At 68.1% G+C, this 17,109-nt stretch carries 16 protein-coding genes; 10 read left to right on the top strand and 6 right to left on the bottom strand.

Translation table 11 applies throughout. From position 1 onward, the window contains the following. Window positions 1–121 precede the first annotated feature (121 nt). The 6 genes from ASD34_RS25500 (at window position 122) to fahA (ending at window position 6,626) form a co-directional block, all read left to right on the top strand. Complete coding sequence (locus tag ASD34_RS25500; protein ID WP_056583957.1) at window positions 122–1,081, top strand: MBL fold metallo-hydrolase; 960 nt, start codon at window positions 122–124, stop codon at window positions 1,079–1,081. 64 nt (window positions 1,082–1,145) lie between these two features. Continuing rightward, window positions 1,146–2,783, top strand: coding sequence for an FAD-dependent oxidoreductase (locus ASD34_RS25495; protein ID WP_056583954.1), 1,638 nt, complete (start codon window positions 1,146–1,148; stop codon window positions 2,781–2,783). Window positions 2,784–2,788: 5 nt separating this feature from the next. Further along, window positions 2,789–2,983 carry a DUF2783 domain-containing protein gene (locus ASD34_RS25490; RefSeq protein ID WP_056583950.1) on the top strand — a complete coding sequence of 65 codons (195 nt, stop codon included), beginning with the start codon at window positions 2,789–2,791 and terminating at the stop codon, window positions 2,981–2,983. A 54-nt stretch (window positions 2,984–3,037) separates the two neighbouring features. Next, the gene (gene hmgA / locus ASD34_RS25485; RefSeq protein ID WP_056583947.1) at window positions 3,038–4,348 is read left to right on the top strand and encodes a homogentisate 1,2-dioxygenase; all 1,311 of its coding nucleotides are present in this window, start codon (window positions 3,038–3,040) and stop codon (window positions 4,346–4,348) included. A gap of 2 nt (window positions 4,349–4,350) precedes the next feature. Continuing rightward, window positions 4,351–5,331, top strand: a complete 981-nt coding sequence (locus ASD34_RS25480; RefSeq protein WP_056584676.1) for a Bug family tripartite tricarboxylate transporter substrate binding protein — start codon at window positions 4,351–4,353, stop codon at window positions 5,329–5,331. Window positions 5,332–5,357: 26 nt separating this feature from the next. After that, entirely contained in the window at window positions 5,358–6,626 is a 1,269-nt protein-coding gene (gene fahA, locus ASD34_RS25475; protein ID WP_056583943.1) for a fumarylacetoacetase, read from the top strand. Between the two features lie 52 nt (window positions 6,627–6,678). Here the strand turns inward: fahA and mrdA are convergent, their stop codons facing one another. The 4 genes from mrdA to ASD34_RS25455 form a co-directional block, all read right to left on the bottom strand. Next, the gene (mrdA, locus tag ASD34_RS25470) at window positions 6,679–8,679 is read right to left on the bottom strand and encodes a penicillin-binding protein 2 (protein ID WP_056583938.1); all 2,001 of its coding nucleotides are present in this window, start codon (window positions 8,677–8,679) and stop codon (window positions 6,679–6,681) included. A 57-nt stretch (window positions 8,680–8,736) separates the two neighbouring features. Next, window positions 8,737–9,258 (bottom strand): rod shape-determining protein MreD, encoded by a 522-nt coding sequence (gene mreD / locus ASD34_RS25465; RefSeq protein ID WP_056583936.1) that lies wholly within the window; start codon window positions 9,256–9,258, stop codon window positions 8,737–8,739. After that, window positions 9,255–10,217, bottom strand: coding sequence for a rod shape-determining protein MreC (gene mreC / locus ASD34_RS25460; RefSeq protein WP_056583933.1), 963 nt, complete (start codon window positions 10,215–10,217; stop codon window positions 9,255–9,257). The genes mreD and mreC overlap by 4 nt, the downstream gene beginning before the upstream one ends. A gap of 86 nt (window positions 10,218–10,303) precedes the next feature. After that, window positions 10,304–11,347: a rod shape-determining protein gene (locus tag ASD34_RS25455; protein ID WP_056583929.1), complete on the bottom strand. Its 1,044-nt coding sequence runs from the start codon at window positions 11,345–11,347 to the stop codon at window positions 10,304–10,306. Between the two features lie 216 nt (window positions 11,348–11,563). Between ASD34_RS25455 and gatC the strand changes: the two genes are divergently transcribed. From gatC to gatB, 3 genes are read left to right on the top strand one after another with little or no spacing between them, the layout of a single operon-like run. Then, a complete protein-coding gene (gene gatC / locus ASD34_RS25450) occupies window positions 11,564–11,863 on the top strand; it encodes an Asp-tRNA(Asn)/Glu-tRNA(Gln) amidotransferase subunit GatC (protein WP_056583926.1) in 300 nt (99 codons plus the stop codon). Continuing rightward, complete coding sequence (gatA, locus tag ASD34_RS25445) at window positions 11,863–13,353, top strand: Asp-tRNA(Asn)/Glu-tRNA(Gln) amidotransferase subunit GatA (RefSeq protein WP_056583923.1); 1,491 nt, start codon at window positions 11,863–11,865, stop codon at window positions 13,351–13,353. The genes gatC and gatA overlap by 1 nt, the downstream gene beginning before the upstream one ends. A gap of 1 nt (window position 13,354) precedes the next feature. Continuing rightward, window positions 13,355–14,845 (top strand): Asp-tRNA(Asn)/Glu-tRNA(Gln) amidotransferase subunit GatB, encoded by a 1,491-nt coding sequence (gatB, locus tag ASD34_RS25440; protein WP_056583920.1) that lies wholly within the window; start codon window positions 13,355–13,357, stop codon window positions 14,843–14,845. A 43-nt stretch (window positions 14,846–14,888) separates the two neighbouring features. Here the strand turns inward: gatB and ASD34_RS25435 are convergent, their stop codons facing one another. Next, a complete protein-coding gene (locus ASD34_RS25435; protein WP_056583917.1) occupies window positions 14,889–15,581 on the bottom strand; it encodes a hypothetical protein in 693 nt (230 codons plus the stop codon). 12 nt (window positions 15,582–15,593) lie between these two features. Then, the gene (pyrE, locus tag ASD34_RS25430) at window positions 15,594–16,274 is read right to left on the bottom strand and encodes an orotate phosphoribosyltransferase (protein ID WP_056583914.1); all 681 of its coding nucleotides are present in this window, start codon (window positions 16,272–16,274) and stop codon (window positions 15,594–15,596) included. A gap of 12 nt (window positions 16,275–16,286) precedes the next feature. Here pyrE and ASD34_RS25425 point away from each other — a divergent pair, with 12 nt between their 5' ends. Continuing rightward, the gene (locus tag ASD34_RS25425; RefSeq protein WP_056583911.1) at window positions 16,287–17,090 is read left to right on the top strand and encodes an exodeoxyribonuclease III; all 804 of its coding nucleotides are present in this window, start codon (window positions 16,287–16,289) and stop codon (window positions 17,088–17,090) included. Window positions 17,091–17,109: the final 19 nt, after the last annotated feature.

Genomic DNA, 17,109 nt, shown 5'->3' with positions numbered 1-17,109 from the left:
CATGAAGAAGGCATTAGACATGAACCGATCTCGGGCTTACACTGCGCGCATTCGTTATCTGCAAACTCATTCGCCTTAAACGAATGAAAAGAATCCAAACCCACCCCACCGGAGACCCACGATGAGCCAAGCCAAGAAATTCGCCAGCCAGGCCGATCTGGAAGAAAAGAAGATCACTTTCAGCCAGATCTCGGAGCATGCCTGGGCCTACACGGCCGAGGGCGACCCGAACACCGGGATCATCATTGGCGACGACTGCGTGCTGGTGGCCGACACCCAGGCCACGCCCGCCATGGCGGCCGACGTGGTGCGCCGCATCCGCGAGGTGACCGACAAGCCGATCAAGTACGTGGTGCTCACCCACTACCACGCGGTGCGCGTGCTGGGCGCGGCGGGTTACGGCGCCGAACACATCCTGGCCAGCCAGGACACGCGCGACCTGATCGTCGAGCGCGGCGAGGAAGACAAGGCCAGCGAAATCGGCCGCTTCCCGCGCCTGTTCCAGAACGTCGAGACGGTGCCCCCGGGCCTGACCTGGCCCACCATGACCTTCACCGGCAAGATGACGCTGTGGCTGGGGACGCTCGAAGTGCAGCTGCTGCAGCTGGGCCGCGGCCACACCAAGGGCGACACGGTCGTCTGGCTGCCGCAGGAGCGCGCGCTGCTGTCGGGCGACCTGGTCGAGTTCGGCGCCACGCCGTATGCGGGCGACGCCTACTTCCAGGACTGGCCGCAGACGCTGGACAACATCGCTGCCCTGAAGCCACTGGCCCTGGTGCCGGGCCGCGGCGCCGCCCTGACCACGCCGCAGGACGTGGCCAAGGGGCTGCAGGAAACGCGCGACTTCATCGCCGACGTGTACGCCAGCGTGCAAGACGGCGTGAAGGCCGGCCGCGACCTGAACGCGGTCTACAAGGAAACCTACGCGAAGCTGCAGCCCAAGTACAAGCAATGGGTCATCTTCGACCACTGCATGCCCTTCGACGTGAGCCGCGCGTACGACGAGGCCTCGGGCCACGCCGACCCGCGCGTGTGGACGGCGCAGCGCGACATCGACATGTGGAAGGCCCTGGAAGGCTGATCGCGCCGCGACCTTCCCCCGCGCGGGGAAGGCGACGGAAACGACAAGGACGCGGAGACACCACGTGATCGACTACCAAAGCCTGCGCTTCGACTACACCCGCCACCCCGACCAGGACGCCGCCGCGCCCGCCCGCCACCCCGTGGTGGTCGTGGGCGCCGGCCCGGTGGGCCTCACGCTCGCCATCGACCTCGCCCTGCGGCAGGTGCCCGTGGTGCTGCTCGACAACGACAACAGCCTGTCCAGCGGCTCGCGCGCGATCTGCTTCGCCAAGCGCACGCTCGAGGTGTTCGACCGCCTCGGCTGCGGCGACCGCATGGTGGACAAGGGCGTGTCGTGGAACGTCGGCAAGGTGTTCTTCCATGACGAGCAGGTCTACCGCTTCGACCTGCTGCCCGAGCCCGGCCACGAGCGCCCGGCCTTCATCAACCTGCAGCAGTACTACGTCGAGGGCTACCTCGTCGAGCGCGCCGCGGCACTGCCGCTGATCGACCTGCGCTGGAACCACAAGGTCACCGGCATCGCGCAAGGCGAGGATGGCGCAGTGCTCACGGTCGAGACGCCCGAGGGCGAGTACCGCCTGCAGGCCGGCTACGTCGCCGCCTGCGACGGCTCGCGCTCCAACCTGCGCCAGATGCTGGGGCAGGAAGCCAAGGGCCGCGTGTTCCGTGACCGCTTCCTGATCGCCGACATCAGCATGGACGCGCAGCTGCCCACCGAGCGCCGCTTCTGGTTCGACCCCTCGTTCCACCCCGGCCAGAGCGTGCTGCTGCACAAGCAGGCCGACGGCATGTGGCGCGTCGACTTCCAGCTCGGCTGGGACGCCGACCCGGTGGAAGAACGCAAGCCCGAGCGCATCACGCCGCGCGTGCGCGCGCTGCTGGACAGCATCGGCTTCGAAGGCGTGCAGTTCCAGATCGGCTGGGCCAGCGTCTACACCTTCGCCTGCCAGCGCATGGAGCGCTTCCGCCACGGCCGCGTGCTGTTCGCCGGCGACTCGGCGCACGGCGTGTCGCCCTTCGGCGCGCGCGGCGCCAACTCGGGCGTGCAGGATGCCGACAACCTCGCCTGGAAGCTCGCGGCCGTGCTGGCCGGCGACGCACCCGACGCACTGCTCGACAGCTACGCGAGTGAACGCGAGTTCGCGGCCGACGAGAACATCCGCAATTCGACGCGCGCCACCGACTTCATCACGCCCAAGAGCGAGGTGAGCCGGCTGTTCCGCGACGCGGTGCTCGAGCTGACCAAGCGCCACGCCTTCGCGCGCTCGCTGGTCAACAGCGGGCGGCTGTCCGTGGCCACGGTGCTGCGCGACTCGCCGCTCAACACACCCGACGCCGACACCTTCGCCGGCGCGATGGTGCCCGGCGCCGCGGCGGCCGATGCGCCCGTGCGGCGCGCCGATGGCAGCATCGGCTGGCTGCTGCGCGAATGCCATGTGGCGCGCTTCACCGCGCTGGTGTTCGGCACCGGCGACGCCGCCGAGCGCAGCCTGCAGGCGCTGAACGCCAGCGACCTCGCGCTGCACGTCGTGCGCGTGGAAGGCACTGGCGCCGACGCCGAACTCGCCACGCAGCGCTACGACGCGCAGCCCGGCACCGTCTACCTGCTGCGGCCCGACCAGCACGTGTGCGCGCGCTGGCGCCACCCCACGGCGGCGAACCTGCGCGCGGCCCTCGACCACGCACTGGCAAAGGCATGACCCCGATGCAACCGCAACTGATCACCACGCCGAACCTTGAAGCGCCCGACGATTTCTACGAGGCGCTCATCGAGGCCCACCAAGGGCTTTCCACCGAGGAAAGCCACGCCTTCAACGCACGGCTCGTGCTCGTGCTGGCCAACCACGTCGGCTCGCTGGCCGTGCTGCGCGAAGCCTTCGAAGCCGCGCGCGCCGCCTGAGCTGCGCTGCATCCGCACACTCCCACCTCATCGCGATTTTCGAAAGAGAAGCCCATGACCCACCCCACCCCTGCAGCCGAACGGCGCTACCAGAGCGGCTTCGGCAACGAGTACGCCTCCGAGGCCGTGCCCGGTGCGCTGCCCCAAGGCCGCAACAACCCGCAGCGCGGCCCCTTCGACCTGTACACCGAGCTGCTCTCGGGCACCGCCTTCACGGCGCCGCGCCACGAGAACCGCCGCACCTGGCTGTACCGCCGCCAGCCCTCCGTGGTGTCGGGCCGCTACCAGCCGTACGCGCAGGCGCACTGGACCACCGGCGCCGACCGCGAGATCGCGCTGCCGCCCGAGCCGATGCGCTGGGGCCCGCTGGCGCTGGACGGCGCGGCCGACAAGGACTTCGTCGACGGCATGCACACGCTGGCCGCCAACGGCGACGCCGAGTCGCAGGTCGGCATCGGTTCGCTGATGTACCTCGCGGGCCGTTCGATGGACAACCGCGCCTTCGTCAACGCCGACGGCGAGATGCTGCTGGTGCCGCAGCAAGGCCGCCTCGTCATCACGACCGAGCTCGGCGTGCTCGACGTCAAGCCCGGCGAAATCGTGGTGCTGCCGCGCGGCATGGCCTTCAAGGTCGCGCTGCCCGACGGCCTCTCGCGCGGCTACGTGTGCGAGAACTACGGCGCGCACTTCCGCCTGCCCGAACTCGGCCCGATCGGCTCGAACGGCCTGGCCAACGCACGCGACTTCCAGGCGCCCGTGGCGGCTTTCGAGGAAGACGGCGGCGCCTACGAGCTGGTGAAGAAATTCGGCGGCCGCTTCTGGAGCGCGCCGACGAAGCAATCGCCCTTCAACGTGGTCGCCTGGCACGGCAACCTCGCGCCGGTGAAGTACGACACGGCCAACTTCATGGTGATCGGCTCGATCAGCTTCGACCATCCCGATCCGTCGATCTTCACCGTGCTGACCTCGCCCAGCGACACGCCCGGCACGGCCAACTGCGACTTCGTGATCTTCCCGCCGCGCTGGATGGTGATGGAAAACACCTTCCGTCCACCATGGTTCCACCGCAACCTCATGAGCGAGTTCATGGGCCTGGTGCTGGGCGAGTACGACGCCAAGCCGGGCGGCTTCAAGCCCGGCGGCGCCAGCCTGCACAACTGCATGGTGCCGCACGGCCCCGACGAGGAAGCCTTCGACAAGGCCACGCACGCCGACCTCAAGCCGCACAAGCTGGACAACACGCTGGCCTTCATGTTCGAGAGCCGCTACCGTTTCATCCCGACGAACTTCGCGCTGCAAAGCCCGGCGCTCGACACCGACTACACCGACTGCTGGGCCGGTCTCAAGGACCAATTCAAGCCATGAAGATGAAGAAGAGCGCTTTCGCCCTCACCCGCCGCGCGGCGGCCGTCGCACTGCTCGCGGCGCCGTTCCTGCTGGCGCACGCGGCCGACTTTCCGTCCAAGCCCATCAAGTTCATCGTGCCCTACACGGCCGGCGGCACCACCGACCTCGTGGCACGCACCGTGGGCCAGAAGGTGTCGGAGAAGCTGGGCCAGCCGGTGCTCATCGACAACCGCGGCGGCGCGGGCGGCAACATCGGCATGGACGCCGTGGCCAAGGCCGCGCCCGACGGCTACACGATCGGCTTCGGCGCCATCTCGACCAACGCGCTGAACCCGCACATCTACAAGTCGATGGCCTTCGATCCGCGCAAGGACTTCACGGCCATCAGCCTGCTGGGCATGTCGACCATCGTGCTCGAAGTGCCGGCAAGCTCGGCCATCAAGACCGTGCCCGAGCTCATCGCCGCCGCGAAGAAGAACCCCGGCCTGCCCTACGCCACCGCCGGCGCCGGCACCTCGATGAACCTGGCCGGCGTGATGTTCGCGCAGATGACCGGCACCGAGCTCACGCACGTGGCCTACAAGGGCAGCGGCCCGGCCATCACCGACATGCTGGGCAACACCATCGGCGTGATGTTCGACAACCTGCCGGCCTCGCTGCCTCACATCCAGGCCGGCAAGCTGCGCGCGCTGGCGGTGGCGGGCGCCACGCGCTCGCCCTCGCTGCCCGACGTGCCGACGATGGCCGAAGCGGGCCTCAAGGGCTACGCGCTGGAGCCGTGGTTCGGCGTGTACGGGCCGGCGAAGCTGCCGGCGCCGATCGTGAAGGCGCTGAACGAAGCCTTCGTCGAAGCGCTCGCGATGCCCGACGTGAAGGCCAAGCTGCAGCAGGCCGGCTTCTCGCCGCGCGGCTCGAGCGCGCAGGAGCTCACCACGCTCACCGACACCGAATACAAGCGCCTGGGCGATGTGGCCAAGAAGGCCGGCATGACCGCAGACTGATCCGATTCAAGAACCGAAAGACATCCATGACCGCACTCAACGCCACCCACGACCCGAAGCTGCGCAGCTGGGTCGCCGCCGCCAACGTGGCCGGCACCGACTTCCCGATCCAGAACCTGCCCTTCGGCCGCTTCCGCGCCGCCGGCAGCAGCGAGGCCTTCCGCATCGGCGTGGCCATCGGCGACCAGATCCTCGACCTGCGCGCAGCCGGCCTCATCGACACCGACGACATGAACGTGCTGATGAACGCCTCGGTGAAAGACCGTCAGGCCCTGCGCGCCGCGATCTCCGCGGGCCTCGCCGAAGGCAGCGGCCAGCAGGCCGCATGGTCGAAGGCGTTGCTCGCGCAAGCCCAGGCCGAGATGACCGTGCCCTGCCGCATCGGCGACTACACCGACTTCTACACGGGCATCCACCACGCCACCACCATCGGCAAGCTGTTCCGTCCCGACCAGCCGCTGATGCCCAACTACAAGTGGGTGCCCATCGGCTACCACGGCCGCGCCTCGTCGATCGGAGTGAGCGGCCAGGTCTTCAAGCGCCCGCAAGGCCAGACCAAGGCACCCGATGCGGTGGCGCCGAGCTTCGGCCCATCGAAGCGGCTGGACTACGAACTGGAGCTGGGCTTCCTCGTCGGCCGCGGCAACGCGCTGGGCGAGCCCATCGCCATCGGCGACGCCGAAGACCACCTGTTCGGCGTGACCTTGCTCAACGACTGGTCGGCGCGCGACCTGCAGGCCTGGGAATACCAGCCGCTGGGCCCCTTCCTTGCGAAGAACTTCGCCAGCACGCTGTCGCCCTGGATCGTGACGACCGATGCGCTGGCGCCGTTCCGCGCGAAGTTCGAGCGCCCCGCCGAAGACCCGCAACCGCTGCCCTACCTCGACGCGCCCTCGAACCGCGCCAGCGGCGCGCTCGACATCACGCTCGAAGTGCTGCTGCAGACCGCGAAGATGCGCGCCGACGGCGTGGCGCCCGTGCGCCTCACGCTGGGCAACACCACCGAGGCCGCCTACTGGACCGCCGCGCAGCTCATCACGCACCACACGGTGAACGGCTGCAACCTGCAGCCCGGCGACCTGCTGGGCTCTGGCACGCTGTCGGGCCCGCAGCCCGACCAGGCCGGTTCGCTGATGGAACTCACGGGGGGCGGCAAGCAGCCCATCACGCTGCCGAACGGCGAGAAGCGCACCTTCCTGGAAGATGGCGACACGCTGGTGATGCGCGGCTGGTGCGAGCGCGAAGGCGCTGTACGCATCGGCCTGGGTGAAGTCGCCGGGACCGTGGTCGCCTGAGGCCTCCGCCCTGCCTTGCTCCCTCTTCCCGAAGGAAGAGAGAGTCAGAAAATCAGGGCGTCGGCGCCGCCGACGATGCGGCACCCGCAGGCACCGGCGAGGCCGCGCCTGCCACAGGCCACACCACCTCGCTGGCCACGCGCGGCTTGCCCATCGGCGCACCCGCGCGGCCGATGCGCACGGCGGCCATGTCGGCCTCGCTGGGGTACTGGTCCATGAGCCAGTAGTCGAACACGCGGCGCGCGATGGGCGCCGCGGCGCCTGCGCCCCAGCCCGCGTTCTCGACGATGACGGCAAGGGCGATCTTCGGGTTGTTGGCCGGCGCGTAGGCCATGAACAGTGCGTGGTCGCGCTGGTGCTCTTCGAGCGCGCGCGCGTTGTACTTGGTGTTCTTGGCCTGCGTCACGGCCTGCGCCGTACCCGTCTTGCCGGCCGCCTGGTAGCCCGCGCCCGCGAACACGCTGCGCGCGGTGCCGCTGGTGACCACGCTGGTCAGGCCTTCGCGGATCACCGCGATGTTGGCGGCGGTGAAGCCGAGGTTCTCGGCCGGGGGCTGCGGCAGCGGCACGATCTGCCCGCTGACCGTGTTGCGCATCGCCAGCGCCACGTGCGGCCGGTGCTTCATGCCGCCGTCGGCCACGATGGCCGTGGCCTGCGCGAGCTGCAGCATGGTGAAGTTGTTGTAGCCCTGGCCGATGCCCAGCGAGATGGTCTCGCCCGCGTACCATTTTTTCTGCTCGGGCCGCTTGTAGGCGTTGCGCTTCCACTCGGTGCTCGGCAGCACGCCGCGCAGCTCGCCGCCCAGGTCGATGCCGGTGATCTGGCCGAAGCCCAGGGGTTTCATGAAGTCGTGGATGAGGTCCACGCCCATCTCGTTGGCCAGCGAGTAGTAGTAGATGTTGCTCGACAGCTGGATCGAGCGGCGCATGTCAACGCCGCCCAGGTTGCCTTCGGGGCTGCCGAAGCGGTGGCCACCGAAGTTGAAATAGCCGGGGTCGTTCACCACCACGCTCGCGCCGCGCTTGCCCGTCTGCAGCGCCGCCAACGCCATGAAGGGCTTGTAGGTGGAGCCCGGCGGGTAGGTGCCGCGCAGCGCACGGTTGAGCAGCGGCTTGTCGAGCGATTCGCTGAGCTCTTTCCAGCTCTCGGTGTCGATGCCTTCCACGAACAGGTTCGGATCGAAGGTGGGCTTGCTCACGAACGCCAGCACCTCGCCGGACTTCGGGTCGATGGCCACCAGCGCGCCGCGGCGCTCGCCGAACATGTCTTCCACCAGCTTCTGCAGCTTGATGTCCAGCGACAGCATGACGGTGTTGCCCGGCGTGGCCGGATGGCTCGCGAGCCGGCGCACGGCACGCCCGCCGGCCGAGGTTTCCATCTGCTCGACGCCGGTCTGCCCGTGCAGCATTTTTTCGTAGCTCTGCTCGATGCCGAGCTTGCCGATGTAGTCGGTGCCCTTGTAGTTGGCCTGGTCTTCTTCTTCCCAGTCTTCCATCGCGGTCTTCTCGCGCTGGTTGATGCGGCCGATGTAGCCGAGCACGTGAGAGCCCGTCTCGCCGTTGGGATAGTTGCGGAACAGGCGCGCCTTGATCTCCACGCCCGGGAAGCGGTAGCGCTGCGCCGCGAAGCGTGCCACTTCTTCGTCGCTCAGGCGCGTGCGGATCGGAATGGAGTCGAAGCTGCGCGAGTCTTCGCGCAGGCGCTTGAAGCGGCGGCGGTCGCGCGGCGACACCTCGAGCACGCTGGTCAGGCTGTTGATGGTCTCCTCGACGTCGCCGACCTTCGAAGGCGTGATCTCCAGCGTGTAGGCCGAATAGTTGGAGGCCAGCACGATGCCGTTGCGGTCGAGGATGAGCCCTCGGTTCGGCACCACGGGCACCACGGCCGTGCGGTTGCTCTCGGCCTGCTCGGCCAGGTCGTCGTGGCGCACCACCTGCAGGTACACCAGCCGCGAACCCAGCAGGCCGAAGGCGAACAGCACCGCCAGGCCGATGACGATCACGCGGCGCTTGAACCGCGCCAGGTCGGCGGCAACGTTGCGGATTTCGGTCATGGCATCAGGAGCTTAGGCGCGCGCAGGTGCGATGGCAAACGCGGCGCAGGGAAGAACTTAGAGGGGTCGGTTCTCGTCGGGTTCCGGCGTGCGGCGCTGCGGAGCGAGCAGCAGCGCCGTGGCCAGAGGCCACAAGGCGGCCTCGATGGCGGGCGAGATCAGCACGCCCCAGCCCGGGAACACGCCGCCGCCGATCATGCGCGTGATCACCTCGATGAACTGCGACAGCGCAAACAGCGGCAGCACCTGCAGCGCCTGCGAGAACACCGGGTACCACAGCAGGCGCCGGTGGATCATGATCGCGAAGAAGCCCAGCGTGGTGTAGGACAGCGCATGCTGGCCCAGCATCGACGACTGGTGCACGTCCATGAGCAGGCCGAACATGAAGGCCGCGCCGATGCCCACGCGCGCGGGCTGGTGCACGCCCCAGAACACGATCACCAGCGCCAGCAGGTCGGGCATCCAGGCGGCGCGGCCGATGGGGATCAGGTTGACCAGCAGCGCCACGAGCAGGCTGGTCCACATGAAGACGGGGCTGACGGGCAGCAGCAGCTGTTGCTGCCCGGGACGCTTGATCATCGCGTGCCTCCCGCAGGCTTCTTCTCGTTCTTGCCGGCGCCCGGCTTGCCTTCGGGGCGCTTGCGCTGGGTGGACGCGGCCTCGGCGTGCGGCGGCGCCACCGGCGCGCCCGAGGGCTCGAGCACCAGCACGTAGCGCGCCGCGGTCACGCGGGCCAGCGGCACGCAGTAGATGCGCGCAAAGGCCGAGTCGGCGCGGCGCTCGATGCGTTCGATCTTGGCCACCGGCAGGCCGGCCGGGTAGATGCCGTCGACACCGCTGGTGGACAGCAGGTCGCCCTCCTGCAGGTCGGCATTGGCCGCCATGAAGCGCAGCTCCATGCCGCCGCCGTGGGCCGAGGCGTCGCCAAAGGCCACGCTGCGCACGCCGGTGCGGGTGTTCTGCACGGGAATGGCCAGGTCGCGGTCGATCACCAGCGTGACCTCGCTCGTGAAGGGCAGCACCTGCGTGACCTGCCCCAGCACGCCGCGCGCGTCGATCACCGGCGAGCCGGCCGCCACGCCCTGCGTGAGGCCCTGGTCGATGACGATCTTGCGCGTGTAGGGATCGGCCGCGTCGTACAGCACCTCGGCCGGGCGGCCCGGCGTGGTGGTGGTCTGGCGCAGCTCGAGCAGCTCGCGCAGGCGGGCGTTGTCCTGTGCGAGCGTGTCGGCGCGGCTGGCGGTTTCGGCCTGCAGCATCAGCGCCTTGCGCGCTTCTTCTTCGTTGCGCTGCGCGGTCTGCAGTTCTTCGAAGTAACGGCTGCCGCCCATCACCAGCATGACCGGCTTGAGCGCCACCATCTGCACCGGATAGAGCACCGCGCCGATGGCCGATCGGATCGGCTTCACGAGGTGAAAGCGTGCGTCGGCGACCATGAGAAAGAGCGACAGCGCGCCGAAGAAGATCAGCTTGCTGAGTGCCGATTGCCCCTGGTTGAACAGGGGTGGCGCTGTGCGATCGAGCGTGCCCAGAGGCATGTGGTCAGACCCGGCGGTGGTGCGGCATCAAATAACAAAAAGCCGGCCTGCGCAAGCAAAGGCCGGCCGATGATGGCTTTCGCCTTTTACTCGCTCGTGAAGATGCTGCCCAGACGGTCCATGCGTTCGAGCGCGATGCCGCAGCCGCGCACCACGCAGGTCAGCGGATCTTCGGCCACGAGCACCGGCAGGCCGGTTTCCTCGGCGAGCAGGCGGTCGAGGTCGCGCAGCAGCGCGCCGCCGCCGGTGAGCATCATGCCGCGCTCGGCGATGTCAGCGCCCAGTTCGGGAGGCGTCTGTTCCAGCGCGTTCTTCACGGCCGAGACGATGTTGTTCAGGGGATCGGTCAGGGCTTCCAGCACTTCATTGCTGCTGATGGTGAAGCTGCGCGGCACGCCTTCGGACAGGTTGCGGCCCTTGACTTCCATTTCCTTGACTTCGGAACCCGGGAAGGCCGAGCCGATGTTCTTCTTGATGACTTCGGCCGTCGGCTCGCCGATCAGCATGCCGTAGTTGCGGCGGATGTAGTTGATGATGGCTTCGTCGAAGCGGTCGCCGCCCACGCGCACCGAGCCCTTGTAGACCATGCCGCCCAGCGAGATCACGCCCACCTCGGTGGTGCCGCCGCCAATGTCCACCACCATCGAGCCCGAGGCTTCGCTGACGGGCAGGCCGGCGCCGATGGCCGCGGCCATGGGTTCTTCGATGAGGTAGACGGCGGTGGCGCCAGCGGCTTCGGCCGCGTCCTTGATGGCGCGACGCTCGACCTGCGTGGAACCGCAGGGCACGCAGATGATGATGCGCGGGCTCGGCGTGAGCAGCGTGCGCGGGTGCACCATCTTGATGAACTGCTTGATCATCTGCTCGGTGATCACGAAGTCGGCGATCACGCCGTCCTTCATCGGGCGGATGGCCTCGATGTTGCCGGGCACCTTGCCCAGCATGGCCTTGGCTTCGCGGCCGACAGCCTGGATCACCTTCTTGCCGTGGGGACCGCCTTCATGGCGGATCGCGACCACCGAGGGCTCGTCCAGCACGATGCCCTTGTTGCGGGCGAAGATCAGGGTGTTGGCGGTGCCGAGGTCGATCGCCAGGTCGGTGGAGAAGTACCGACGGAAAGCTCCAAACATGTGCGGAATCCTCTGAGCACGGCCTGCGCATCGGCAGGTCGTCGCTCTATTTTTTGGGTCGTTTGACGGGGTGAATTGATCGTTTTTGGCGCAAAAGCCGGCGCGTTCGCGGGGGTTGCGGCAAAGGCGGGATAATAACCGAATCCCCTCTGAATCCCGTGTTAGCACCCTCTTCGGCGTGCGATTACCTCTGGTTTTTCGACCGGTCAGCCATCTATGTCTCTTTCCGCTTCCGATATTGCACGCATCGCCTCTTTGGCGCGGCTGCAGCTTGCTCCAGATGAAAGCGAGCGCATGCTCACTCAAATCAACGGCTTCTTCGATCTGGTCGAACGCATGCGCGCGGTCGACACCACCGGCGTCGAGCCGCTGGCGCACCCCGTGGCCGCGCTCGAAGACGTGACGCTGCGCCTGCGCGACGACGTCGTGAGCGAGCCGAACAACCGCGAAGCCAACCAGAAGAGCGCCCCGGCCGTCGAAGCCGGCCTGTTCCTCGTGCCGAAGGTGATCGAATGATGAGCAGCGGTGAACTGCACCAATGGAGCGTTGTCGAGCTGGCGAAGGCGCTGGCCGACCGCAAGGTCTCGGCCGTGGAGGCCTCGCAGGCTTTCCTTGGCCGCATGAAGGCCCACGAGTCGCTCGGTACCTTCGTCGACGTCAACGAAGAAGTCACGCTGGCCCAGGCCCGCGCCGCCGACGCGCTCATCGCCAAGGGCAACGCCCCGGCGCTGGCCGGCGTGCCGATCGCGCACAAGGACATCTTCGTCACCACCGATTTCGCCACCACCGCCGGCTCGAAGATGCTCGCGGGCTATCGCTCGCCCTTCGACGCGACCGTGGTGCGCCGTCTGGCCGACGCCGGCGCGGTCACGCTGGGCAAGCTCAGCTGCGACGAGTTCGCGATGGGCTCGGCCAACGAGAACGTCGCCGTGCCCGCCGTGGGCCACGACACCGCCGTGCCGGTGCGCAACCCCTGGAACATCGAGCGCATTCCGGGCGGCTCGTCGGGCGCCAGCGCTGCGGCCGTGGCCGCGCGCCTCGCCCCCGCCGCGACCGGCACCGACACCGGCGGCTCGATCCGCCAGCCGGCCTCGTTCTGCGGCGTCACCGGCATCAAGCCGACCTACGGCCGCGCCTCGCGCTACGGCATGGTGGCCTTCGCATCGAGCCTGGACCAGGCCGGCCCAATGGCCCGCTCGGCCGAAGATTGCGCGCTGCTGCTGTCGGCCTTCTGCGGCCCCGACCTCGACCGCGATTCCACTTCGCTCGACAAGCCCGCGGAAGACTTCGGCCGCTCGCTGAACGACTCGCTCGACGGCCTGCGCATCGGCGTGCCCAAGGAGTTCTTCGGCGACGGGGTCGCACCCGGCGTGCGCGCGGCCATCGATGCGGCCCTGTCGCAGTACGAGAAGCTCGGCGCCAAGCGCGTCGAGGTGTCGCTGCCGCGCACCGAACTGTCGATTCCCGTGTACTACATCCTCGCGGCGGCCGAGGCCTCGAGCAACCTGAGCCGCTTCGACGGCGTCAAGTTCGGCCACCGCGCCAAGCAGTACAAGGACCTGGCGGAGATGTACGAACGCACGCGCGCCGAAGGCTTCGGCGACGAAGTGAAGCGCCGCATCATGATCGGCACCTACGTGCTCTCGCACGGCTACTACGACGCCTACTACCTGCAGGCGCAGAAGGTGCGCCGCATGATCGCGGACGACTTCCAGCAGGCGCTGACGCAGTGCGACGTGATCGCCGGCCCCGCCGCGCCGACCACCGCCTGGAAGATCGGCGAGCACGGCGACGACCCCGTGGCCGACTACCTCGCCGACATCTTCACGCTGCCCGCTTCGCTCGCTGGCCTGCCCGGCATGAGCGTGCCCGCGGGCTTCGACGGCGGCATGCCCGTGGGCCTGCAGCTGATCGGCAACTACTTCGGCGAAGCGAAGCTGCTCAATGCAGCGCACCGCTTCCAGCAAGCCACCGACTGGCATACGCGCACGCCGGAGGGTTTCTGACATGAGCGAGACCGTGAACACATTCGAAGCACAACAACAAGGCCGCCCGACCGGCCCGCTGGTGCGCGGCTATGAAGTCATCATCGGCTTCGAGACACACGCGCAACTGTCGACCGCGAGCAAGATCTTCAGCCGCGCCTCCACCGCCTTCGGCGCCGAGCCCAACACGCAGGCCTGCGCGGTCGACCTGGCACTGCCCGGCACGCTGCCCGTGATGAACAAGGGCGCGGTCGAGCGCGCCATCAAGCTCGGCCTGGCGCTGGGTTCGCACATCGCGCCGCGCAGCGTGTTCGCACGCAAGAACTACTTCTACCCCGACCTGCCCAAGGGCTACCAGATCAGCCAGTTCGAGATCCCGGTGGTGCAAGGCGGTGCGGTGTCGTTCTTCCTCGGCGAAGAAAAGAAGACCGTGCGCCTGGTGCGCGCCCACCTCGAGGAAGACGCGGGCAAGTCGCTGCACGAAGACTTCATCGGCCAGAGCGGCATCGACCTGAACCGCGCCGGCACGCCGCTGCTAGAGATCGTGACCGAGCCCGACATGCGCTCTACCGCCGAGGCCGTGGCCTATGCCAAGGAGCTGCACAAGATCGTCACGTGGATCGGCATCTGCGACGGCAACATGCAGGAAGGGAGCTTTCGCTGCGATGCCAACGTGTCGGTGCGCAAGCCCGGCGACAAGCTCGGCACGCGCCGCGAGATCAAGAACCTGAACAGCTTCAAGTTCATGCAGCAGGCGATCGACTACGAGATCAACTCGCAGATCGACGAGCTCGAAGAAGGCCGCGCCATCGAGCAGGCCACCGTGCTGTTCGACCCCGCCACCGGCGAGACGCGCACCATGCGCACCAAGGAAGACGCGGCCGACTACCGCTACTTTCCCGACCCCGACCTGCCGCCCCTCGTGGTGGCTGCCGAGTGGATCGAGCGCGTGCGCGCCACCATGCCCGAGCTGCCGCGCGCCACGGCCGAGCGCTATGTGCGCGACCACGGCCTGTCGGAATACGACGCCGCGCAGCTCACGCAAGGCGCGGCGCTGGCCCGCTACTTCGACGATGCGGTGAACGCCGGCGCGGCGCCCAAGCTGGCCAGCAACTGGATCACCGGCGAGATGGCGCGCCGCCTGAACGCCGCCGAGATCGGCATCGAGGCCGCGCCCGTGAAGGCCGCGCAGCTCGCGCAACTGGTGACGCGCATCGCCGACGGCACGCTGCCGAACAACGCGGCGCGCCAGGTGTTCGAGGCGCTGTGGAGCGGCGAAGGCAGCGATGTCGACGCGATCATCGAAGCGAAAGACCTCAAGCCGATGAACGACGCCGGCGCGCTCGACAAGATCCTCGACGAGGTGATTGCCAGGAACGCGAAGAACGTCGAGGAATACCGCGGCGGTAAAGAGAAGGCGCTCAACGGCCTCGTGGGCCAGGTCATGAAGGCCAGCGGGGGCAAGGCCAACCCTGCGCAGGTCACCGAGCTGCTGAAAGCCAAGCTGGGCTGATCGACCCCCGGGGCCTTGCGCAAGGCCCCGGCCGGTTCATTCGTCAGCGCGGGTTGCCGCCGTTCTGCGGCGACCAGAGCGTCTTCAGGCGCCCGCGCTCTTCGTCGAAGCGCGCATTCACGCGCTTCTTCTCTTCTTCCTGCTCCGCGATGAAGCGGTTCTGCACGGCCAGGCTCTGCGTGTTGTCCTCGATCCGGCGACGCACCGCGCCGGGCGCCTTGCTCGTGTCCTGCTTGTAGAACTCGAGCTCCTCGTCGATCTTCTTGCGGTCGTCGCCGAGTTCGACGATGCGCTTCTTCGCCGCCTGGATCACCGCATCGATCTGCGACAGCGCCTCGACGCGCTCACGGTCGTGGGTGGTGGCGTTGGGGTAGCGCACCAGCAGCGCGCGCTCGCGGCGGCGCTCGTCGATGATGCGCGCCGCCTGGATGGCGGCTTCGCGCGCGCGGTCCTCGCGCTCCTGCAGCTCGTGCGCCGTGTAGGTCGGCTCCAGCTTGCGACGCACCGTGCCACTCGGCCCCAGTTCGCGCTGCTCGCGGTCGCTGCATTCGGCGATCGGCCGGTCGGCGGTGAGCGTGCGTCCGCGCGCGTCGACGCAGGTGTAGATGCCGACACCGGGCGGTTCCGTCCTGGCGGGCTGCGCGAGCGCCGCCCCGCACCCTGACAGGGCTGCCAGGCCCAGCCACAGCGATGCCACGGCGCAGGCGGAAGAGGAGTGGCGGGCGAGGCGTCGCATCGGCGCTGCGTCTCAGGCGCCGTAGCGCGTGCGGTAGGCCAGCACGCGCTCGCGGTGCGCGCCGAGGTCGGCGGCGGCGTTGCCCGAGAGGTAGCTCAACAGGTCGTCCAGCGTGGCGATGGGCACCACCGCGAGGCCGAGCTGGTTGCGCACGTACTGCACGGCGCTGTGGTCCACGTCGACGCCGTTCTCGGTGGCCTTTTCCTGCCGGTCGAGGGCGATGGCCACGGCATGCGGCGTGGCGCCCGCGGCCTGGATCGCGGCGATCGATTCGCGCACCGCGGTGCCGGCGGACATCACGTCGTCGACGATGAGCACGCGGCCCTTCAGCGGCGCGCCCACGAGGTTGCCGCCCTCGCCGTGCGCCTTGGCTTCCTTGCGGTTGTAGGCGAAGGGGTAGTTGCGACCGCGGCGAGCCAACTCGGCGGCCACGGTGGCGCCCAGCGGGATGCCCTTGTAGGCGGGACCGAAGATCATGTCGAACTCCAGGCCGCTTTCGACCAGGCGGTCTGCATAGAATCCGGCGAGCCGCGCGATCTTGGCGCCGTCGTCGAAGAGGCCCGAGTTGAAGAAATACGGGCTCATGCGACCGGCCTTGGTCTTGAATTCGCCGAAGCGAAGCACGCCGGCGTCGAGCGCGAACTGGACGAAGTCCTGTGCCACCGCGCTGCTTGTCTGACCGTCTACAGCCATTGGAAATTCCTTGTGTTCAAACTGACCAGTCTCAATCTCAATGGCCTGCGCTCGGCGGCCACCAAGGGCGTCGCCGACTGGGTGGCCGAACTCGCGCCGGATTGTATTTGCATGCAGGAAATCCGCGTCCAGGCCAGCGATGTCGAGGGCCGCTTCGAAAGGATGGCCGAACTCCAGGGCCACTTTCACTTTGCCGAGAAAAAAGGCTACGCGGGCACTGCGATCTACACCAAGCATGCGCCCAGCGCCGTGGTGGTGGGCTGGGGTGATCCCGAATTCGACGCCGAAGGCCGCTACCTCGAGTTGCGCTTCGACACGCCCAAGCGCAAGTTCTCGGTCATCAGCTGCTACTTCCCGAGCGGCAGCTCGGGCGAGGAGCGCCAGGCCGCCAAGTTCCGCTTCCTGAAGGGTTTCTTCCCGCACCTCGTGGCGCTGAAGAAGGAGCGCGAGTTCATCCTGTGCGGCGACATCAACATCGCGCACCAGGAAATCGACTTGAAGAACTGGCGCGGCAACCAGAAGAACAGCGGCTTCCTGCCCGAAGAGCGCGCCTGGATGACGCGCCTGCTCGACGCCGGCACCGAAGGCGCCGGCCTGGTGGACGTGTACCGCCGCCTCAAACCCGACACCACGGGCGAGGCCTACACCTGGTGGAGCAACCGCGGCCAGGCCTACGCGAACAACGTGGGGTGGCGGCTGGACTACCACCTGGCCACGCCGGCCATGGGCGCGCTGGCGCGCACCGAGTCGATCTACAAGACGGTCAAGTTCAGCGACCACGCGCCGATCACTGTGGAGTACGACTTCACGCTGTAAGTCGCCCGCCCGGCGATGC

Origin of the sequence: Variovorax sp. Root473 (assembly GCF_001426505.1) — a bacterium.
In the GTDB taxonomy this organism is placed as follows: Bacteria; Pseudomonadota; Gammaproteobacteria; order Burkholderiales; family Burkholderiaceae_C; genus Variovorax.
The sequence above is the reverse complement of the archived record's forward strand: the minus strand, read 5'-3'. Positions and strand labels throughout refer to the sequence as shown.

What these genes read in the sequence shown, in the direction of transcription:
- fahA (WP_056583943.1), top strand. Translation starts at nt 5,358, where the DNA reads ATGACCGCACTCAACGCCACCCACGACCCGAAGCTGCGCAGCTGGGTC.
- ASD34_RS25435 (WP_056583917.1), bottom strand. Translation starts at nt 15,581, where the DNA reads ATGCGACGCCTCGCCCGCCACTCCTCTTCCGCCTGCGCCGTGGCATCG.
- ASD34_RS25490 (WP_056583950.1), top strand. Translation starts at nt 2,789, where the DNA reads ATGCAACCGCAACTGATCACCACGCCGAACCTTGAAGCGCCCGACGAT.
- gatC (WP_056583926.1), top strand. Translation starts at nt 11,564, where the DNA reads ATGTCTCTTTCCGCTTCCGATATTGCACGCATCGCCTCTTTGGCGCGG.
- gatB (WP_056583920.1), top strand. Translation starts at nt 13,355, where the DNA reads ATGAGCGAGACCGTGAACACATTCGAAGCACAACAACAAGGCCGCCCG.
- ASD34_RS25455 (WP_056583929.1), bottom strand. Translation starts at nt 11,347, where the DNA reads ATGTTTGGAGCTTTCCGTCGGTACTTCTCCACCGACCTGGCGATCGAC.
- hmgA (WP_056583947.1), top strand. Translation starts at nt 3,038, where the DNA reads ATGACCCACCCCACCCCTGCAGCCGAACGGCGCTACCAGAGCGGCTTC.
- mreD (WP_056583936.1), bottom strand. Translation starts at nt 9,258, where the DNA reads ATGATCAAGCGTCCCGGGCAGCAACAGCTGCTGCTGCCCGTCAGCCCC.
- mreC (WP_056583933.1), bottom strand. Translation starts at nt 10,217, where the DNA reads ATGCCTCTGGGCACGCTCGATCGCACAGCGCCACCCCTGTTCAACCAG.
- mrdA (WP_056583938.1), bottom strand. Translation starts at nt 8,679, where the DNA reads ATGACCGAAATCCGCAACGTTGCCGCCGACCTGGCGCGGTTCAAGCGC.
- ASD34_RS25480 (WP_056584676.1), top strand. Translation starts at nt 4,351, where the DNA reads ATGAAGAAGAGCGCTTTCGCCCTCACCCGCCGCGCGGCGGCCGTCGCA.
- pyrE (WP_056583914.1), bottom strand. Translation starts at nt 16,274, where the DNA reads ATGGCTGTAGACGGTCAGACAAGCAGCGCGGTGGCACAGGACTTCGTC.
- ASD34_RS25500 (WP_056583957.1), top strand. Translation starts at nt 122, where the DNA reads ATGAGCCAAGCCAAGAAATTCGCCAGCCAGGCCGATCTGGAAGAAAAG.
- gatA (WP_056583923.1), top strand. Translation starts at nt 11,863, where the DNA reads ATGAGCAGCGGTGAACTGCACCAATGGAGCGTTGTCGAGCTGGCGAAG.